Origin of the sequence: Undibacterium sp. WLHG33, assembly GCF_049544815.1 — a bacterium.
In the GTDB taxonomy this organism is placed as follows: domain Bacteria; phylum Pseudomonadota; class Gammaproteobacteria; order Burkholderiales; family Burkholderiaceae_D; genus Undibacterium.
In genome coordinates this window covers 1,916,216-1,934,932 of record NZ_CP186697.1, presented here as the reverse complement: position 1 = coordinate 1,934,932, position 18,717 = coordinate 1,916,216, and the positions used below count along the sequence as shown (strand labels likewise).

Genomic DNA, 18,717 nt, shown 5'->3' with positions numbered 1-18,717 from the left:
ACTGCTTCCGCCCCCATGAAACATTATCCTTTGAGAGCGTCCAGATCTTCTACATTAATCGTATCCAGATTACGGAACAAGACCACGAGAATAGCCAGTCCAATCGCAGACTCAGCTGCAGCAACTGTCAGAATAAAAAATACAAAGATCTGCCCTGCCGCATCACCCAGATAATGAGAGAACGCAATGAAATTCATATTCACTGCCAGCAAATTCAATTCAATCGCCATCAGCAACACGATAATATTTTTTCGATTCAAAAAAATACCAACGATAGAAATCGCAAACAGAATAGCGCCAAGTATCAGATAGTGTGTCAGTGTCAAAGCCATATCAGCCCTCTTGCTTTTCTGTCGATGAAGTTAAATTACGTTCGGATTCTGCTTTCATTTTTACAACGCGAACGCGATCAGCACTTCTCACTTTTACAGCTTTTGCCGGATCAAAATATTTAGTGTCTTTGCGACGGCGTAAAGTCAATGCAACGGCTGCAACGATGGCAAGCAATAGAATTGCCGCAGCAATTTCAAACGCAAATGTATAACGGGTAAAAATTTCGATACCAAGATTTTTTGTGTTGCCTATGGTGTCAGCAGCAGCTGGTACATGGTTATCCGGACGTAAGAATCCACGCCATAAAACAGCAGACATTTCCAGGACGATGACGACACCGATTGTCGCTGCCAAAGGGAGGTGTCCCCAGAATCCGGCTCTTAACTTATCGATATCGATGTCCAGCATCATCACCACGAACAAGAATAAAACCATAACCGCACCGACATACACCAACACCAAAACAATGGCCAGAAACTCGGCTTTCAACAATAACCAGATTGCCGCAGCAGAGAAAAACGACAGCACTAAGAACAATGCAGCATGCACTGGATTACGGGCGGTAATCACCTGCGTCGCAGCTAGCACAAGAATCGCTGCGAAAATATAAAATAATGCAGTAGTAAATTCCATATTGAAACCGTTCTAATTAGCGATATGCAGCGTCAGCAGCACGAGCGGCTGCAATTTGTGGTTCATAGCGATCACCTACTGCCAGTAACATCTCTTTCGTAAAATAGAGATCGCCGCGCTTTTCACCGTGATATTCAAATACATGTGTCTCGACGATGGAATCAACCGGGCAGGACTCTTCACAGAAGCCGCAGAAAATACACTTGGTCAGATCGATGTCATAGCGAGTCGTCCGACGGCTGCCATCTTCGCGCTGATCAGATTCGATCGTAATTGCCATCGCAGGACAGACGGCTTCACACAATTTACATGCGATACAACGTTCTTCTCCATTAGGATAGCGACGCAATGCATGCAAACCACGGAAACGTGGTGACTGCGGCGTTTTTTCTTCTGGAAATTGGACAGTAATTTTGCGGGCGAACATGTAGCGACCTGTCAATGCCAGTCCTTTTATCAGTTCGCGCAGCATCAGGCTGCCAAAAAAATCTTTGATTGCTTCCATCTTTTCAGCCTCTTACTTCCAAATATTCCATGAAGTTTGTATCCATGCGGCGACAAATACCAGGTACACCAGGGTTAAGGGAATAAACACTTTCCAACCCAAACGCATGATCTGATCGTAACGGTATCTCGGGAAAGAAGCACGAGCCCAGATAAACATCGAAACGACAACAAATGTTTTCAGACCGAGCCAGATCCAACCTGGTATCCAGTTAAATACGATGGAATTCAAGGGTGCATCCCAACCACCCAGGAACATCAGGGATGCCATTGTCGAAATCAGGATCATATTGGCGTATTCCGCCAGATAGAACATGGCGAAAGACATACCTGAGTACTCAACCATGTGCCCTGCGACGATCTCTGATTCGCCTTCGACCACGTCGAACGGATGACGGTTCGTTTCAGCAATCCCGGAAATAACATAGACAACAAACATCGGCAGCAATGGCAACCAGTTCCAGGACAGGAAATTCAAGCCCATCGAAGCAAAATGACCTTTTGTCTGCGAGTTAACGATGTCCGTCAGATTCAAACTTCCGGAGACCATCAGTACGATGACCAGAACGAAACCCATTGCAATTTCGTAGGAAATCATCTGAGCGGATGCACGCATCGCCCCCAAGAACGAGTATTTCGAGTTAGATGCCCATCCAGCGATAATAATGCCGTACACCTCAACTGAGGTGATCGCCATGATCAACAATAAGCCCGCATTGACATTCGCGAGCACGACTTCAGGGCCGAAAGGAATGACAGACCACGCAGCCAGCGCTGGCATAATCGTCATAATAGGTGCGAGGATAAAAAGTACCTTATTAGCTTTTGCCGGGACAACAATTTCTTTCAGCAGCAACTTAACCGCATCAGCAATCGGCTGTAACAGACCTGCTGGTCCGACGCGGTTAGGACCAAGACGGATGTGCATCCAGCCTATCATCTTACGTTCCCACAAAGTAAGATAGGCAACGAGACCCATGATAGGAGCAACGACGCAAATAATTTTGATCAGATTCCAGACCAGAGGCCAGAAGTAGCCAAAGACACCCTGACCGAAAGTTTGTACAGTGAGCAGCCAATTCATTATGCACGCTCCACATTAATAGCACCGAACATACCGTCCAGCTTACTAGTCAGTACCGAACCTGCTGAAACCCGGACTACATTTTCAGGTAAAGATCCATCGATGCCAACATTCAACAGAATACTTCCGGCCTTCGTCACTTTCACCATATCACCGGCAGATACACCGATTTTTTCTGCCTGTGCCTTGCTGATCCATGCCTGAGGCGTACGTGCGTCTGCCGTTTTTTGCAATGATTCCGCTCTTCTTACGATAGCGTCAGTACTGTAAATGGCGACATCGGCGACTCGCTCCAGACCTGCCGCAGACGCAGTCGCCAGCGCAGGTTTCAAAGCAGAAGTGTTACTCAGTTTCTCAATCACGTCGCTACCACCCAAAGCTTCATCGCGAATGGCCTCTGAAGTTTCGTAGTCAAAATTATCGAGGCCAAGCAAATTGCCTAAGACACGCAGAACTTTCCATGCTGGGCGTGTTTCTCCCAGTGGCTTGACTACACCATGGAAACTCTGAACACGTCCTTCACAACTGACAAACGTACCCGCCGTTTCGGTAAATGGAGAGACTGGCAATAAAACGTCTGCGTATTCAGCTCCGTGCTTGAACGGTGACATAACTACAACCATATCAGCCGCGGACAAGGCTTTCTCTGCCTGAAGCGGATTTGCACTGTCTAAAGCTGGCTCCGCGTGAAGTACAACGTACGCCTTCTTTCCTTCACTAAATACTGGTTTAGCGTTGTTAGTTGGAATCGCATTTGCAAGATAGCCACCAACGGTGTTTGCAGCTTCCGTCAGGTAACCGAAATCTGCAGCAGTTTGCTCGGCAATCCACTGTGCAAGCGCGTGCAGGCGTGAGGCTTCCGGATGATACGAAGCGGTATTGCCTAAAAATACGCCGGCGTCGCCAGACAACAGGGTCGCCGCGATACTTTGAGCAAGTGCTCCAGCATCGACAAATTCCAGGCCCACAGGTTTCGCAATCTCTTTTTTAGTTGCTACGGCAACCGCTACCTCAGCAAGGAACTGAGCCCATAACGAAGGTGCCAGAATCGCTTTGTTTGCTAACTTGATCAGCAGATCATCATCGGTTGCATTCAACACACTGAGTTTCGTGCCCGACTTTACAGACTGACGCAGGCGCGCGGCCAACAAAGGATGATCTTTACGCAAGAATGAACCGATAACGAATACATTCTTCAACTGGGCGAATTTAGTTATGGAAGTTCCCAGCCAAGGTTTAATACTTCCATTCAGTGCAAAATCAGACTGACGTAAGCGGAAGTCAACATTATCAGAACCGATGCCGCGGATTATCCGTTGCAGCAGGAATAATTCTTCCACTGTAGAATTTGGTGCTGCGACCGCAGCTACAGAATCAGCACCGTGTTCATGGCGAATATTACGCATGGCATGGGCAACATACTCCAGCGCTGTCTGCCAATCAGTCTCTTGCCATTGACCGCCTTGCTTGATCATAGGTTTAGTCAGACGCTCAGCACTGTTCACGCCCTCATAAGAGAAGCGGTCTTTATCAGAAATCCAGCACTCGTTGATCTCTTCGTTTTCGAAAGGAACAACGCGCATTACTTTATTATTTTTGACCTGAACAATCAGGTTAGAACCTAAACCATCATGTGCGCTGACTGATTTACGACGGGACAACTCCCAAGTACGTGCGGAATAGCGGAATGGTTTCGACGTCAACGCACCAACCGGGCACAGATCAATCATGTTACCGGACAATTCTGAGTCAACAGTCTTGCCTACGAAAGAGGTAATTTCGGAATGCTCACCACGATTCAGCATACCCAATTCCATCACACCGGCAATTTCCTGACCAAAGCGAACACAGCGTGTGCAATGAATACAACGGCTCATTTCTTCCATCGACACCAGCGGGCCGACGTCTTTGTGGAAAACAACGCGCTTCTCTTCTTCGTAGCGAGAAGTTGTACCGCCATAACCAACCGCCAAATCCTGCAACTGACATTCACCGCCCTGGTCGCAAATCGGGCAATCCAGAGGATGGTTAATCAACAGAAATTCCATTACTGCTTTTTGCGCCTTCACCGCTTTATCGCTGTGAGAGCGCACGATCATGCCTGGTGTGACTGGCGTCGCGCAGGCCGGCAACGGTTTAGGTGCTTTTTCAACCTCTACCAGACACATGCGGCAATTGGCCGCGATAGATAATTTTTTGTGATAACAAAAATGCGGGATATACGTGCCAAGCTTATTGGCAGCGTCCATCACCATACTGCCCTCTTGGACTTCGACTTTTTTGCCGTCTATTTCGATTTCAACCATGGTCTACTCTAAGTGTGCTAACCGAAGCTGGCTTACAGGTAAGTGGGAACCAAGCAATGCTTATGCTCGATGTGATATTCAAACTCTTCGCGGAAGTTCTTCACGAACGCACGTACTGGCATCGCTGCAGCATCGCCTAACGCACAAATCGTTTTACCCTGAATGTTGTCAGCGATGGAATTCAGCATATCCAGATCTTCTGGACGACCTAATCCATTTTCTATCCTGTGAACAAGACGATACAACCAGCCTGTACCTTCGCGGCAAGGCGTACACTGCCCACACGACTCTTCAAAATAAAAATACGACAGACGTTCCAGCGATTTGACCATACAACGGGTTTCATCCATGACGATGACGGCTCCGGATCCAAGCATAGAACCCGCCTTGGAAATCGAATCATAATCAAGATCCGTATTCATCATCACATCACCAACAATCACCGGTGCGGAAGAGCCGCCCGGGATCACTGCCTTGATTTTCTTTCCGCCACGCATGCCGCCCGCCAACTCAAGTAACGTGGCAAATGGCGTACCCAACGGAATCTCATAATTACCAGGCCGCTCAACGTCACCTGAAATAGAGAATATCTTTGTACCACCGTTATTTGGCTTACCAAGGGCAGCATAATTTTCACCACCCATGGCAAATATGAACGGTACTGCGGCAAATGTTTCGGTGTTATTAATTGTTGTCGGCTTACCATACAAGCCGAAACTGGCCGGGAACGGTGGTTTAAAGCGCGGCTGGCCTTTTTTACCTTCCAGCGATTCTAACAATGCAGTTTCTTCACCGCAAATATAGGCACCATACCCATGGAACGCATGCAATTGAAAACTAAATTCAGAGCCCGCAATATTGTTACCAAGCATCCCCGCTGCGCGCGCTTCCTCAATCGCTTCCTCGAAACGATCATAGTCAGCAAAAATTTCGCCGTGGATGTAGTTGTAACCGACAGTAATGCCCATCGCGTAGGCACCGATCGCCATACCCTCGATCAGAGCATGAGGGTTATAACGAATAATATCGCGATCCTTGAACGTACCAGGTTCGCCCTCATCGGTATTACAGACAAGATATTTTTGTCCTGGAAACTGACGTGGCATGAAACTCCATTTCAGACCAGTCGGGAAGCCTGCACCACCACGCCCACGTAAAGACGACGCTTTTAGCTCCGCAATAACCTGCTCAGGCGGAATTTTTTCAGAAAGAATACGTTTTAATGAAGCATAGCCACCGCGCGCTACGTAATCTTGCAAGTGCCAGTTTTTGCCGTCCAGACCGGCAAGAATCAAAGGCTTGATATGGCGATTGTGCAGACTCGTCATTATTTACCCGCCTCTTTCAGTTCATTCACCAGTCCATCGATTTTTTCGTTCGACATAAAACTGCACATACGCTTGTTGTTGACCAACATAACAGGCGCATCGCCGCATGCTCCCATGCATTCACCCTCAACCAGAGTGAAGCGACCATCAGCGGTCGTCTCTTTGAAATCAATACCCAATTTCTGTTTCAGATGATGAGCCGCGCGCTCTCCGCCCGACAAAGCACAAGGCAAATTGGTACAGACGGTAATTTTGAATTTACCGACCGGCTTCGTGTTGTACATATTGTAGAAAGTCGCCACTTCCTGAACTGCAACGGCAGGCATACCAATATAGTCAGCTAAAGTCTGCATTACATCCGGGGAGATCCAGCCAGTCTCATCCTGTGCAATGGCCAAAGCGGCCATCACAGCAGACTGCCGCTGATCAGGAGGGAACTTTGCCAGTTCACGGTCAATTTTTTTAAATGCCTGCTCTGATAACACCATAGCTAATGCCTCTAATAAACGTCAGACGACGTTCTTTTATCTGTCAATCTCACCAAAAACAATATCCTGAGTACCAATAATCGTTACCGCATCGGCAATCATATGACCCTTCGCCATTTCGTCCAGACCTTGCAAATGAGGGTATCCCGGAGCACGAATCTTCAAACGGTAAGGCTTATTAGCACCATCAGACATCAGATAGATACCAAACTCACCCTTTGGATGTTCAACCGCAGCATATGCCTCACCGACAGGAACATGAAAGCCTTCGGTGAACAGCTTGAAGTGATGGATCAAATCTTCCATATTCGACTTCATGTCAACACGATGCGGCGGGGTAACTTTGTGATTATCTGAAATGACAGGACCCTGATTATTTCTGAGCCACTCAACACATTGCTTAATAATACGGTTTGATTGGCGCATTTCTTCTACACGAACAAGATATCGGTCATAGCAATCACCATTGACACCGACAGCAATATCGAAATCAAGCAAATCATATACTTCGTATGGTTGCTTCTTGCGCAAATCCCATTCAACGCCAGAGCCACGCAACATCGCACCGGTAAAGCCCATCGCTTTCGCGCGCTCAGGCGACACGACGCCAACACCGACCAAACGCTGCTTCCAGATACGATTATCCGTCAACAATGTTTCGTACTCGTCGACGTATTTCGGGAAGCGATTTGTAAAATCTTCGATAAAATCAAGCAAAGAACCCTGGCGATTTTCGTTAAGAAAACGCATTGTTTTCTCGTTCTTCAGCAAAGATGCTTTATGCTTAGGCATTTCATCAGGCAAATCACGATAGACACCACCCGGGCGATAGTAAGCCGCATGCATACGCGCACCGGACACCGCCTCATAGCAGTCCATCAGATCTTCACGCTCACGGAATGCATACAACATCACCGCCATAGCACCAACGTCAAGCGCATGCGCACCAATCCACAACAAGTGATTCAGCAGACGCGTTATTTCATCAAACATCACCCGTATGTATTGGGCGCGTAACGGCACTTCCAACCCGAGCATTTTCTCAATAGCCATCACATAGGCGTGCTCGTTTGCCATCATCGACACATAATCGAGCCTATCCATGTAAGGAACGGACTGCAAAAATGTCTTTTGTTCGGCCAGCTTTTCTGTCGCGCGATGCAACAGACCGATATGCGGGTCAGCACGCTGAATAACTTCGCCATCCAATTCAAGCACCAGACGCAAAACACCGTGCGCAGCAGGATGCTGAGGACCAAAGTTGAGTGTGTAATTCTTAATCTCAGCCATTATTTCATCCCGTAATTTTCTTCACGAATAATACGTGGCGTATTTTCGCGTGGCTCAATAGTCACAGGTTGATAGACAACGCGCTTTTGCTCCGCATCGTAACGCATCTCCACATAGCCAGATACAGGGAAATCTTTGCGGAATGGGTGACCAATAAAACCATAGTCGGTCAGAATACGACGCAAGTCGTTATGACCATCAAACAATATACCGTACAAATCAAAGGCTTCACGCTCATACCAGTTGGCAGCGTTCCACACGTCAATCAGAGATGAAACCAGGGGCATTTCATCGTCCGGCGCAAAAACACGGACACGAAGGCGCCAGTTATTTTTAATCGACAGCAAATGAGAGACAACTGCGTAACGAGCACCATCCCAGGCACCGTCCGCATAAGTAGAGTAATCAACACCACACAGGTCAATCAACTCTTCAAAGCATGTCTCCGGATGATCGCGCAGATCGCGCATGACCTGCAAGTATTCAGCTGCCGACACAACAACCGTCAACTCACCGAGAGCATTTTTCAGCTCAAGAATACGCTCACCCAAGACTGCTTTTAATGCCTGCTCGAGTTTTTCTAATTTGATCGTCATAGTTAAAAGCTGCCTAAGCAATCACGCAATCAGCGCGCGATGGTGTTTGTACGTTTAATTTTGTTTTGCAGCTGAATGACACCGTACAGCAACGCTTCTGCCGTCGGCGGACAACCAGGCACATAAATATCAACTGGAACGATACGATCACAGCCACGAACCACGGAATAGGAATAGTGGTAATAACCGCCACCATTAGCACAAGACCCCATAGAAATAACCCAACGGGGCTCTGCCATCTGATCGTAGACTTTGCGCAACGCAGGTGCCATCTTATTACACAAAGTACCCGCAACAATCATCACATCTGAGTGACGCGGCGAAGGACGAAACACAACACCAAAACGATCAAGATCGTAGCGCGACGCACCTGCATGCATCATTTCAACTGCACAGCAAGCCAGACCGAACGTCATCGGCCACATCGACCCGGTACGAGTCCAGTTAATCAGCTTATCAGCCGTTGTCGTAACAAAGCCTTCGTTCAACACACCTTCAATAGCCATTTTCCATCACTCCCAATCCAGAGCGCCTTTTTTCCAGATGTACCAGAATCCGACAGCAAATTCGAGCACAAAGCCAAGCATGATCAAGAAACCAGCCCATCCAAGGTCACGCATAGCTACGCCCCACGGAAAGAAAAATGCTGTTTCAAGATCAAAGAGAATGAAGAGAATCGCGATCAGATAATATCGCACATCAAATTTCATACGCGCATCTTCAAATGCTTCGAAGCCGCACTCGTATGCAGATGTTTTTTGAGAGTCTGGCTTATACGGACCGAGGACTCGCCCCAAAACCTGAGGCAACACACCAACTCCGATACCAACCAGAATAAAGAGAAGAACTGGGAAATAATTTTCGAGGTTCACGTTAGGCTACCTGTAATTGAACGCCATATGAAGCAAATTACTTTTGAATTACAGCATCAGAAATAACCGCTTCCTCGACAAAACCAGCAAGGAAAACTGATTTGTTTTTTGGTGCCGACGACGAGACTCGAACTCGTACAGCTTTCGCCACTACCCCCTCAAGATAGCGTGTCTACCAATTTCACCACGTCGGCCTAAGCCCAGCATTCTACCCTGAATGACCTCATTGTTCAACGCACAATCGAGGAAATTCAAGAATTTTTACCGGGAAATATAAATTTATTTTGGAATCTGATTTGGCTGCGCCGATGAAGCAGCCGCAGCAGAAGCTGGAGCAGGCGCCTGCACAGCAACAGGAGCAGCTTTTGTCACTGGCAAATTATCCATTACACCACCTGCAGGTTTGCGTTCACCACCAAAAACACCCAGCGCTAAAGTTGCCGCAAAAAATATTGCTGCCGCAATACCTGTAGAACGGGACAAGAAATTTGAGGAACCTGTTGCTCCAAACAGACTACCGGATGCCCCCGAACCAAAAGAAGCGCCCATATCAGCACCCTTACCATGCTGCAGCAAAACCAGGCCGATAATTGCCAATGCAGAGATCACCTGAACAACCACTACCAATGTAAAAAAAGTTTGCATTCAAAACACCCAAAAAAATTAATCTTCAATCTTTAGTCAAACAATCAAACTGCAGCAACAATGGCGAGAAAATCTGCCGACTTCAACGCAGCACCACCAATCAGACCACCATCAATATCTGCCATCGCCAGCAAATCTTTTGCATTATCCGGCTTCATACTGCCGCCATAAAGTATCTGAACCGTCGCAGCCGCCGCCGTGTCTTTCAGCGCAATTTGCTGACGCAAAAAGGCATGAACATCCTGCGCCATCTGAGGCGTTGCTGTTTTACCGGTACCAATCGCCCACACAGGCTCATAAGCAACAACCAGACGAGCGATTTGAGTCGCATCCAAAACATCCAGCACAGCCTGCAATTGCGCACCAACCACCTCTTCAGTCTGCCCGCTCTCACGCTGCTCCAGAGTCTCACCGACACAGACAATCGGAATCAACTGTTCAGACATGGCACGCAGCGCTTTTTTTGCAACGACAGCATTGGACTCGGCATGATATGCACGACGCTCAGAATGCCCGACGATCACATAACGACAACCGCAATCAACCAGCATCGAAGCAGCAACTTCACCGGTAAACGCTCCCTGCGCATGCTCAGAGACATCTTGCGCACCCCACTTGACAGAGCTTGCATTCAGCAGCTCCGCACACTGAGCAAGATAGGGCGCTGGAGCGCATACCAGCACATCACAATCCGGAGACACAGATAAACCGGCTACGATTTCAGATAACAAGGAACGGTTAGCAGCGAAGCTGCCATTCATTTTCCAGTTACCAGCAATGAGAGTACGTCGCATAAGAGATCAGAATATAAATAACCGTCTATTGTATCCCGCTGATAATACCCGGTCAAACAAAGCCAACATAAAACAAACAAGCCATGAAATAGCAGGAGGATCATATCCACCCAGATATCCACTCATTCATCCTGCATACCGATGATCATACTGACACGCCAAGATCCGCTCTCCCTCAATCTCGTCACTCAGACCATGGAAAATCAGACTACTTGCAGCATAATTTTACCGATGTGACGACCATCTTCCATCAAAGCTTGTGCCTGCGCCGCATCACTCAAGGGGATTACCTGATGAATGACTGGCCTGATCTTCCCGGCTTCAAGTAAGGGCCAGACACGTTGCTGCAATTGCGCAGAAATTTGCGCTTTAAACTCAACTGAACGTGGACGTAAAGTTGATCCGGTTATGGTCAGCCGTCGGCGTAATACCTGCCCAAAATCTAACTCCCCACGACTACCACCCAGCAAAGCAATAATCGCAATGCGACCGTCATCTGCCAGACTGTCAATCTCCAGCGGTATATAACTTCCTGCCACCATATCGAGAATCACATCCACCCCCTTACCTGCCGTCAGTAATTTAACAACCTCAGGGAATTTTTCAGTCTTATAGTTGATGACCCGCTCAGCACCAAGCTTTTCAGCTGCTCGGCATTTTTCATCCGTACCAGCCGTCGCAAAAACCCGGTGACCAAGCGCACTCGCAATTTGAATAGCTGCAACACCAATTCCAGATGTACCGCCCTGCACCAACAAGGTCTCACCAGCACTCAGCTTGGCCCGATCGAAGACATTACTCCATACAGTGAAATAAGTTTCAGGCAATGAAGCCGCCTCCAACATGCTCAGACCTTTCGGCACCGATAAGCATTGTGCTGCCGGGGCAACACAATATTCAGCATATCCGCCACCCTGCACTAGGGCACAGACAGCATCACCTGACTGAAACGCAGTCCCCGACAAATCTCCACCGACGATTTCCCCCGCAACCTCCAGACCCGGCAAATCAGAAGCACCATTTGGCACCGGATAATAGCCGAGTCGCTGCAACACATCAGGACGATTCACGCCCGCAGCGTGCACCTTAATTAATATCTCACCTGCTTTTGGCTGCGGAACCTCACGCTCACACAACTGCAGGACCTCGGGCGCCCCATATTTTGTAATTTCAATTGCACGCATAAAAATCACCAGTTAAATAAAAAAAGTCATAGTATGCCAATAAAAAAACGCCCGTCTGAACGGGCGTTTTTTAATGCAACATTTTAACTAAAGCCAGCGCTTACTGTGCTGCTTGCGGCTCTTGCGATTGTGCTTGCGCATCGCCTTCGACAACAGCAGCTTTCATGGACAACTTGAAGCGGCCACGATCATCCGTTTCCAGCACTTTGACACGCACTTGCTGCCCCTCTTTAAGATAATCAGCAACTGCATTAACGCGTTCGTTAGCAATCTGACTGATGTGCAGCAAGCCATCTTTACCTGGCATGATTTGCACAATCGCGCCGAAGTCCAGCAACTTCAATACCGTACCTTCGTAAATTTTACCCACTTCAACTTCCGCGGTCAGCTCTTCAATACGGCGCTTGGCTTCTTGTCCGGCAGCCGCATCAACAGAAGCGATAGTAACAACGCCTTCATCGCTGATGTCGATCTGAGTACCTGTTTCTTCCGTCAACGCGCGGATCACTGCTCCGCCCTTACCAATCACATCACGGATTTTCTCAGGATTGATCTTGATCGTAATCAGGCGTGGCGCAAAATCAGACAACTCGGTCTTACCAACCGGAACCGCCTCTTGCATTTTACCCAGAATATGGACGCGACCTTCTTTCGCCTGCGCCAAAGCAACCTGCATAATTTCTTTAGTGATACCCTGGATTTTAATATCCATTTGCAACGCAGTGATGCCTTCGGCAGTACCGGCAACTTTAAAGTCCATATCGCCAAGGTGATCTTCATCACCCAGAATATCAGTCAGAACAGCAAACTTATTGCCTTCTTTGATCAGACCCATGGCGATACCTGCAACATGTGCTTTCATCGGCACACCCGCATCCATCAAAGCCAGACAGCCACCGCAGACGGATGCCATAGAAGAGGAGCCGTTGGATTCAGTAATCTCAGAAACCAGACGGACGGAGTAGCTGAAATCTTCCGGATCAGGCAATGCAGCCTGCAAAGCGCGTTTCGCCAGACGACCGTGACCAATTTCACGACGCTTAGGCGTACCAACACGACCTGTTTCACCAGTAGCAAACGGAGGCATGTTGTAATGCAACATGAAGCGGTCAGAGTATTCACCCATGAGCGCGTCAATTTTTTGCTCATCACGGGCAGTACCCAGCGTTGCAATCACCAGCGCCTGAGTTTCACCACGGGTGAACAAGGCTGTACCGTGCGTGCGTGGCAAAATGCCGGTACGAATAGTGATGGGACGTACGGTACGTGTATCGCGACCGTCGATACGTGGCTCACCCTCAAGGATTTGCGAGCGAACAATTTTCGCTTCCAGATCAAACAGGATGTTACCGACTTCAGCAGAGTCAGGAGCAGCCTCGCCTTTAGCAGCAGCTTGCTCAGCCAGCGCTGCAGTCACTGTAGAAGTTGCTGCCTTCAGTTGCTCAGTACGAGCTTGCTTTTCTTTGATTTGATAAGCAGCGCGCAACAAAGGCTCTGCAACAGCAGTAACAGCAGCAATCAGTACTTCATTTTTCGGTGCAGGCGCCCATTGCACTTCAGGCTTACCACCATCACGTACCAATTCGTGAATCGCATCGATCACGGCTTTCATTTGCTCATGACCGAACACAACCGCACCAAGCATGACTTCTTCAGACAATTGCTGCGCTTCAGATTCCACCATCAGCACAGCTTGCTCTGTACCCGCAACAACCAGATCCAGCTTGGAAGATTTCAACTGCGTTGCCGTTGGATTCAATACATACTGACCGTCAATATAACCAACGCGCGCAGCACCAACAGGGCCATTAAAAGGAATGCCAGCAACAGAAATCGCTGCAGAAGCGCCGATCATCGCAGCGATATCCGGATCAATTTCAGGATTGACGGACAATACATGCACAATCACCTGAACTTCATTCAGATAGCCCTCTGGGAACAATGGGCGAATCGGGCGATCGATCAAACGTGAAGTTAATGTTTCTTTTTCTGATGGACGACCTTCTCGCTTGAAGAAACCACCAGGAATGCGGCCTGCAGCGTAAGTTTTTTCCATATAATCCACGGTCAGAGGAAAAAAGTCCTGACCAGGTTTAGCATCTTTTTTTGCAACAACCGTTGCCAGCACCACGGTATCTTCTATCGACACCATCACAGCGCCGGAAGCCTGACGTGCGATTTCACCGGTCTCCAATGTCACCTGGTGTTGACCATATTGGAAAGTTTTCGTAATTTTGTTAAACACAATGTGTCCTTTCTATTTTGCCGACAGATTTTCAGGCGCTGTCGTTCACCTCACCACGTGCAATCCGTCAGGATTGCCTTTTGCCAGTTTTTCACTTATTTCCAACAAATTTTGCTAAAAATTTCGCGAAAAACCAAAACATCAGATAAACAAAAAGCCTGCGACAGTCAACTGACGCAGGCTTTTTGCTATAAATTTTTTGCTAAATTCAGCAAGAATTACTTACGCAAGCCGAGTTTTTCGATCAGAGCGCGATAGCGATTCAGGTCTTTACCTTTCAGGTAAGACAACAGGCTTTTACGACGGTTAACCATCATAATCAGACCACGACGGGAATGGTGATCTTTACCGTGGGCTTTAAAGTGACCGTTCAGATCATTGATACGGGCTGTCAGCAAAGCAACCTGAACTTCTGGAGAACCTGTGTCGTTCTGACCACGGGCGTTATCCGCTACGATAGCGGCTTTTGTACTTTTTTCGATAGACATAACTTTTCCTTTACATGCGATAGCAACAGTTGTTGAGTAACAAAACCATCACTATCGTGAAATAAACTCCCGCCAAAATGACGGGAGCCGATACTATAGCACAGAAATAATCAATGAATCAAACTTGTGGATTCAGCTTTTCTGACTTGGATTCGAGTTTATTCAGCGCTGACAAGTAAGCCTTCGCAGATGCCACAACGATATCAGGATCAGCACCGACACCATTGACGATACGTCCGGATTTTTGCAACCTCATCGTTACCTCTCCCTGAGACTGAGTGCCGGTCGTGATTGCATTGACTGAAAACAGCAGCAATTCAGCGCCACTGTTAACCTCGGATTCAATCGCGTTCACGATTGCATCCACTGGTCCATTTCCTTTTGCTTCACAAGTCACTTCCTTACCGGCAAAAGCAAACACCACTTTTGCCTTCGGTGATTCGCCGGTCTCAGAATGCTGGGCCAGCGAAACAAAGCGGTATGCTTCTTTGTCATTGGCCTGTTCTTCGTCTGACACCAGAGCAAGGATATCTTCATCAAAAATTTCAGATTTGCGGTCAGCCAGTTCCTTGAAACGGGCAAAAGCGGCGTTGATTTCTGCTTCAGATTCCAGAATGATGCCAAGCTCTTCGAGGCGCTGTTTGAAGGCATTCCGACCTGAGAGCTTACCGAGAACAATTTTATTTGCACTCCAGCCCACGTCTTCGGCACGCATGATTTCATAGGTATCACGCGCTTTCAGTATGCCATCCTGATGAATGCCGGACGCATGGGCAAACGCATTTGCGCCAACCACGGCTTTATTTGGCTGCACTGCAAAGCCGGTAATTTGCGACACCAGCTTCGATGCCGGAACAATCTGCGTCGTATCAATACCCAGATCGAGATTAAAGTAATCTTTACGCGTACGCACCGCCATCACGATTTCTTCGAGCGCAGTGTTACCAGCACGCTCACCAAGACCATTAATCGTACATTCCACCTGACGTGCACCACCAATCATCACACCCGCAAGCGAGTTCGCCACGGCCATTCCCAGATCATTATGACAATGCACCGACCAGATCGCTTTATCAGAATTCGGAATACGCTCACGCAAGGTTTTCAGCATATTGCCGTATAACTCCGGCACCCCGTAGCCAACCGTGTCAGCGAAGTTAATCGTCGTTGCACCTTCTTTAATTACCGCCTCGATCACGCGGCATAAAAAGTCCATCTCCGAGCGGCTGCCGTCCTCCGGACTGAATTCAACGTCGTCCGTAAAATTTCGCGCAAAACGTACTGCCTGAATCGCTTGTTCCAATACCTGATCCGGAGTCATGCGCAATTTTTTCTCCATGTGCAAAGGAGACGTCGCAATAAAAGTGTGAATACGCTTGCGCTGCGCAGCAGCCAGGGCTTCCGCTGCACGGGAAATATCGCGGTCATTGGCGCGTGACAAAGAGCAGATCACGGAATCTTTAATCGTCGCAGAAATAGCTTTGATCGATTCAAAATCACCGGGCGAGGCTGCCGCAAAACCGGCCTCAATCACATCGACTTTCAATCTCTCCAGTTGTTTCGCAATCCGCAGTTTTTCATCTTTCGTCATCGATGCGCCCGGTGATTGCTCGCCATCGCGCAAAGTAGTATCAAATATGATGAGTTTGTCTGCCATGATTTTCTCCTGAAAAGAATGATTGAGATTGAAAATGAATCGATAAAAATGCTGAATATTCTCCGCCCCACCCTTGCAACGCACACAGGGGTAAGAGATTACTCAAATTGTGGGTATAGGGGATTTAGCGCGTTACCGCACTAGCAGAAATGCAAATAGCGATAGCAGACGGGATGCGTCTGCTACAGTTTTTAATGTGAGGGATGTGACTGAAAAGTTCATGCATTCGACTATAAGCGCGAACACAGAAAAGTGCAAGAATTTATAGCAGCATCTTTCTAATTTAATTAATCCGAAAAGAAAAAAAGCCACAATGCATTTTGTACATTGTGGCGATTCTGCGTTAAAACAAAATTTTATTTATCGTCGTGCGTTTCCACGCTGGTCTGGATGATGCTGATCGGCCGACCTTTGCGCCAGCGCCACAGCAACACAACGTAACCGGATAAGCCATACAACACAAACAAACCAAATAACACTTTAGGCGGATCACTGACCACGACCACATACACCAGTAACACTAACAAAGGCGCAATAAAAGGAACGCTTTTTTTCAGGTTCACATCTTTGAAACTGTAAAACGGCACGTTCGTCACCATCGTCAGACCCGCAAACAAGGTGATGCCCCAGGCAATCCAGCGCAGATCGCCACCAGCAAAATGCAAATCATCCATCAACAGCACAAAACCAGCGACCAGCGCCGCTGCGGCCGGACTTGGCAAGCCCTGAAAATAACGTTTATCAACAATACTGATATTCGTATTAAAGCGTGCCAGTCGCAACGCGGCGCCGGCACAATAAACAAATGCGGCCAGCCAGCCAAGTTTATCCATACCGCGCAACGACCATTCATACACGACCAGTGCCGGTGCAGCACCAAAAGAAATCATGTCTGACAGACTGTCGTACTGCGCACCGAATTCACTTTGGGTATTCGTCATCCGGGCAACCCGGCCATCCAGACTATCCAGTACCATCGCAATAAAAATCGCCAGCGCTGCCTGATAAAAACGCTGATCCATTGCCATAACAATGGCGTAAAACCCGCAGAACAAAGCAGCGGTTGTAAATGCATTCGGTAACAAATAAATGCCACGTCCGCGCGCCGCCGTTTTCACAGGCAAAGCCACGCTGTCGGCATCGACTCTTTGCTGCGTTTTACGTACGCCTTTAGGGAAAAGCTTGAAATTACCTTTGGGTTTGCGTCGATTAAAAGATGGCATGTGAATCTGAAGAAATAAAATAGCCCGAACATGTCGGGCGGAACCTAGCACTTTGCGCTGGAAGTATAACCCTGTTTATCAGTCAGGCAAACCCGCAAGCCTGACTGTATGGTCTATTTCAGGCGCAGTTTCCCGGTGATTTTTATATTCAGGGAAGTAAATCCCGGCTCAAAGCTGGGTTCCGTTGCCGCCGCATCAGCTCTGGCTGCCTTGAGCATCATGGGTGCAGCCTCAAACTGACGCAACTCACTACCGGCGTTATCGAAATCCAGGGACTCGATCGCAATATCATCAAGTTTTTTTCCCATCGTAGCTGCAATCATTTTGACTTTCTCAGAAAACTGACGATAACCAGCGTCAACCCGCGCGGCTTCGAATTTTTTGATCGCGGCATCAGACAAACCGAAATTCACACCGTTCAGCGCCAGCACTTTCTGACCTGCGGCCGCAGTCGAGGACAGCTGCGCAAGATTGGTCGTTTTCACTTCCAGATACTGACCAGAGCGCCAACCTGTAATCTGGCGCTTGACTGGCTGCCCTGCTGCGTTCACCGGGGTTTCAGCATAGATGGGATAAGAATAATAAGATCGCGTGCGTAACTCTGCCTGCGGGTCTTCTTTCCTGATCAGCTCAGTACCGGATTTCATTTTCTGATTGACCCTGGACGCGGCCACGGTTTTGTCTTTATCCTGCTCTTCGATATAAAAATTGAGCACTGCCTGATCATTGTCAGCCTTCACATCTGCCGATCCTGAGACGGTAATGACGGTACCGGTAAGCGTCTGCGCGGCAACGGGGATTGCCAGCACACAAGCCGCAGTAAAGCCAAGTAATTTTTTCATGATCATTCTCCGGAAATGTTGGTATTGTTGATTCAGACAAGTCTTCTTGATTCAAGTTGCTAAGATACCTTGTTTTCAGCGTTCTCACCCATCCAATATTCCTGCAATGACTCCAACAGGATTTGTGTTTCAAAGCTAAATCAGCTTCCCACCCCGTTTTCAGCCACAAAAATACTCCCCCCAGTATATTTATATCCCCTTTATT

At 48.0% G+C, this 18,717-nt stretch carries 19 protein-coding genes and 1 tRNA gene; all 20 read right to left on the bottom strand.

Going from position 1 to position 18,717, the window contains the following annotated elements; all coding sequences use genetic code 11:
- Positions 1–23 precede the first annotated feature (23 nt).
- The 20 genes from nuoK to ACOTSW_RS08785 all read right to left on the bottom strand — a co-directional run bounded on the left by nuoK (position 24) and on the right by ACOTSW_RS08785 (position 18,512).
- Complete coding sequence (gene nuoK, locus ACOTSW_RS08880) at positions 24–332, bottom strand: NADH-quinone oxidoreductase subunit NuoK (RefSeq protein WP_186885129.1); 309 nt, start codon at positions 330–332, stop codon at positions 24–26.
- A 1-nt stretch (position 333) separates the two neighbouring features.
- Entirely contained in the window at positions 334–966 is a 633-nt protein-coding gene (locus tag ACOTSW_RS08875) for an NADH-quinone oxidoreductase subunit J (protein ID WP_423678729.1), read from the bottom strand.
- 16 nt (positions 967–982) lie between these two features.
- Positions 983–1,471 carry an NADH-quinone oxidoreductase subunit NuoI gene (nuoI, locus tag ACOTSW_RS08870; RefSeq protein WP_186885127.1) on the bottom strand — a complete coding sequence of 163 codons (489 nt, stop codon included), beginning with the start codon at positions 1,469–1,471 and terminating at the stop codon, positions 983–985.
- A 12-nt stretch (positions 1,472–1,483) separates the two neighbouring features.
- Positions 1,484–2,554, bottom strand: coding sequence for an NADH-quinone oxidoreductase subunit NuoH (gene nuoH / locus ACOTSW_RS08865; RefSeq protein ID WP_423678728.1), 1,071 nt, complete (start codon positions 2,552–2,554; stop codon positions 1,484–1,486).
- A complete protein-coding gene (gene nuoG, locus ACOTSW_RS08860) occupies positions 2,554–4,860 on the bottom strand; it encodes an NADH-quinone oxidoreductase subunit NuoG (protein ID WP_423678727.1) in 2,307 nt (768 codons plus the stop codon). Before nuoG ends, nuoH begins: the two co-directional genes overlap by 1 nt.
- Positions 4,861–4,892: 32 nt before the next feature.
- On the bottom strand, positions 4,893–6,188 hold the full coding sequence (gene nuoF, locus ACOTSW_RS08855) for an NADH-quinone oxidoreductase subunit NuoF (RefSeq protein WP_423678726.1): 1,296 nt from the start codon (positions 6,186–6,188) through the stop codon (positions 4,893–4,895).
- Entirely contained in the window at positions 6,188–6,676 is a 489-nt protein-coding gene (gene nuoE / locus ACOTSW_RS08850; RefSeq protein ID WP_423678725.1) for an NADH-quinone oxidoreductase subunit NuoE, read from the bottom strand. The genes nuoF and nuoE overlap by 1 nt, the downstream gene beginning before the upstream one ends.
- Before the next feature lie 36 nt (positions 6,677–6,712).
- Complete coding sequence (locus ACOTSW_RS08845; protein ID WP_423678724.1) at positions 6,713–7,966, bottom strand: NADH-quinone oxidoreductase subunit D; 1,254 nt, start codon at positions 7,964–7,966, stop codon at positions 6,713–6,715.
- Positions 7,966–8,562, bottom strand: coding sequence for an NADH-quinone oxidoreductase subunit C (locus ACOTSW_RS08840; RefSeq protein WP_423678723.1), 597 nt, complete (start codon positions 8,560–8,562; stop codon positions 7,966–7,968). Before ACOTSW_RS08840 ends, ACOTSW_RS08845 begins: the two co-directional genes overlap by 1 nt.
- A 29-nt stretch (positions 8,563–8,591) precedes the next feature.
- Positions 8,592–9,068: a NuoB/complex I 20 kDa subunit family protein gene (locus tag ACOTSW_RS08835; protein ID WP_186885120.1), complete on the bottom strand. Its 477-nt coding sequence runs from the start codon at positions 9,066–9,068 to the stop codon at positions 8,592–8,594.
- Positions 9,069–9,074: 6 nt separating this feature from the next.
- Positions 9,075–9,434 carry an NADH-quinone oxidoreductase subunit A gene (locus ACOTSW_RS08830; protein WP_186885119.1) on the bottom strand — a complete coding sequence of 120 codons (360 nt, stop codon included), beginning with the start codon at positions 9,432–9,434 and terminating at the stop codon, positions 9,075–9,077.
- Between the two features lie 109 nt (positions 9,435–9,543).
- A tRNA-Leu gene (locus ACOTSW_RS08825) sits at positions 9,544–9,628 on the bottom strand.
- Positions 9,629–9,713: 85 nt separating this feature from the next.
- Entirely contained in the window at positions 9,714–10,079 is a 366-nt protein-coding gene (gene secG / locus ACOTSW_RS08820) for a preprotein translocase subunit SecG (protein ID WP_423678722.1), read from the bottom strand.
- Positions 10,080–10,123: 44 nt separating this feature from the next.
- The gene (tpiA, locus tag ACOTSW_RS08815) at positions 10,124–10,873 is read right to left on the bottom strand and encodes a triose-phosphate isomerase (protein WP_423678721.1); all 750 of its coding nucleotides are present in this window, start codon (positions 10,871–10,873) and stop codon (positions 10,124–10,126) included.
- Positions 10,874–11,076: 203 nt separating this feature from the next.
- Complete coding sequence (locus ACOTSW_RS08810) at positions 11,077–12,057, bottom strand: NAD(P)H-quinone oxidoreductase (RefSeq protein ID WP_423678720.1); 981 nt, start codon at positions 12,055–12,057, stop codon at positions 11,077–11,079.
- A gap of 100 nt (positions 12,058–12,157) precedes the next feature.
- Positions 12,158–14,302: a polyribonucleotide nucleotidyltransferase gene (gene pnp / locus ACOTSW_RS08805; RefSeq protein ID WP_423678719.1), complete on the bottom strand. Its 2,145-nt coding sequence runs from the start codon at positions 14,300–14,302 to the stop codon at positions 12,158–12,160.
- Positions 14,303–14,520: 218 nt separating this feature from the next.
- Positions 14,521–14,790: a 30S ribosomal protein S15 gene (rpsO, locus tag ACOTSW_RS08800; protein WP_423678718.1), complete on the bottom strand. Its 270-nt coding sequence runs from the start codon at positions 14,788–14,790 to the stop codon at positions 14,521–14,523.
- A 118-nt stretch (positions 14,791–14,908) separates the two neighbouring features.
- Positions 14,909–16,447, bottom strand: coding sequence for a 2-isopropylmalate synthase (locus tag ACOTSW_RS08795; protein ID WP_423678717.1), 1,539 nt, complete (start codon positions 16,445–16,447; stop codon positions 14,909–14,911).
- A gap of 356 nt (positions 16,448–16,803) precedes the next feature.
- Positions 16,804–17,670 carry a CDP-diacylglycerol--serine O-phosphatidyltransferase gene (gene pssA / locus ACOTSW_RS08790; RefSeq protein ID WP_423678716.1) on the bottom strand — a complete coding sequence of 289 codons (867 nt, stop codon included), beginning with the start codon at positions 17,668–17,670 and terminating at the stop codon, positions 16,804–16,806.
- 113 nt (positions 17,671–17,783) lie between these two features.
- Entirely contained in the window at positions 17,784–18,512 is a 729-nt protein-coding gene (locus ACOTSW_RS08785) for an SIMPL domain-containing protein (RefSeq protein WP_423678715.1), read from the bottom strand.
- Positions 18,513–18,717 lie beyond the last annotated feature (205 nt).

Excerpts from the sequence above, each read along its gene's own strand:
- tpiA (WP_423678721.1), bottom strand. The coding sequence starts at position 10,873 with ATGCGACGTACTCTCATTGCTGGTAACTGGAAAATGAATGGCAGCTTC.
- nuoH (WP_423678728.1), bottom strand. The coding sequence starts at position 2,554 with ATGAATTGGCTGCTCACTGTACAAACTTTCGGTCAGGGTGTCTTTGGC.
- ACOTSW_RS08845 (WP_423678724.1), bottom strand. The coding sequence starts at position 7,966 with ATGGCTGAGATTAAGAATTACACACTCAACTTTGGTCCTCAGCATCCT.
- ACOTSW_RS08835 (WP_186885120.1), bottom strand. The coding sequence starts at position 9,068 with ATGGCTATTGAAGGTGTGTTGAACGAAGGCTTTGTTACGACAACGGCT.
- ACOTSW_RS08810 (WP_423678720.1), bottom strand. The coding sequence starts at position 12,057 with ATGCGTGCAATTGAAATTACAAAATATGGGGCGCCCGAGGTCCTGCAG.
- ACOTSW_RS08785 (WP_423678715.1), bottom strand. The coding sequence starts at position 18,512 with ATGAAAAAATTACTTGGCTTTACTGCGGCTTGTGTGCTGGCAATCCCC.
- pssA (WP_423678716.1), bottom strand. The coding sequence starts at position 17,670 with ATGCCATCTTTTAATCGACGCAAACCCAAAGGTAATTTCAAGCTTTTC.
- rpsO (WP_423678718.1), bottom strand. The coding sequence starts at position 14,790 with ATGTCTATCGAAAAAAGTACAAAAGCCGCTATCGTAGCGGATAACGCC.
- nuoG (WP_423678727.1), bottom strand. The coding sequence starts at position 4,860 with ATGGTTGAAATCGAAATAGACGGCAAAAAAGTCGAAGTCCAAGAGGGC.
- nuoI (WP_186885127.1), bottom strand. The coding sequence starts at position 1,471 with ATGGAAGCAATCAAAGATTTTTTTGGCAGCCTGATGCTGCGCGAACTG.
- secG (WP_423678722.1), bottom strand. The coding sequence starts at position 10,079 with ATGCAAACTTTTTTTACATTGGTAGTGGTTGTTCAGGTGATCTCTGCA.
- ACOTSW_RS08795 (WP_423678717.1), bottom strand. The coding sequence starts at position 16,447 with ATGGCAGACAAACTCATCATATTTGATACTACTTTGCGCGATGGCGAG.
- nuoF (WP_423678726.1), bottom strand. The coding sequence starts at position 6,188 with ATGACGAGTCTGCACAATCGCCATATCAAGCCTTTGATTCTTGCCGGT.
- nuoK (WP_186885129.1), bottom strand. The coding sequence starts at position 332 with ATGGCTTTGACACTGACACACTATCTGATACTTGGCGCTATTCTGTTT.
- ACOTSW_RS08840 (WP_423678723.1), bottom strand. The coding sequence starts at position 8,562 with ATGACGATCAAATTAGAAAAACTCGAGCAGGCATTAAAAGCAGTCTTG.
- nuoE (WP_423678725.1), bottom strand. The coding sequence starts at position 6,676 with ATGGTGTTATCAGAGCAGGCATTTAAAAAAATTGACCGTGAACTGGCA.
- ACOTSW_RS08875 (WP_423678729.1), bottom strand. The coding sequence starts at position 966 with ATGGAATTTACTACTGCATTATTTTATATTTTCGCAGCGATTCTTGTG.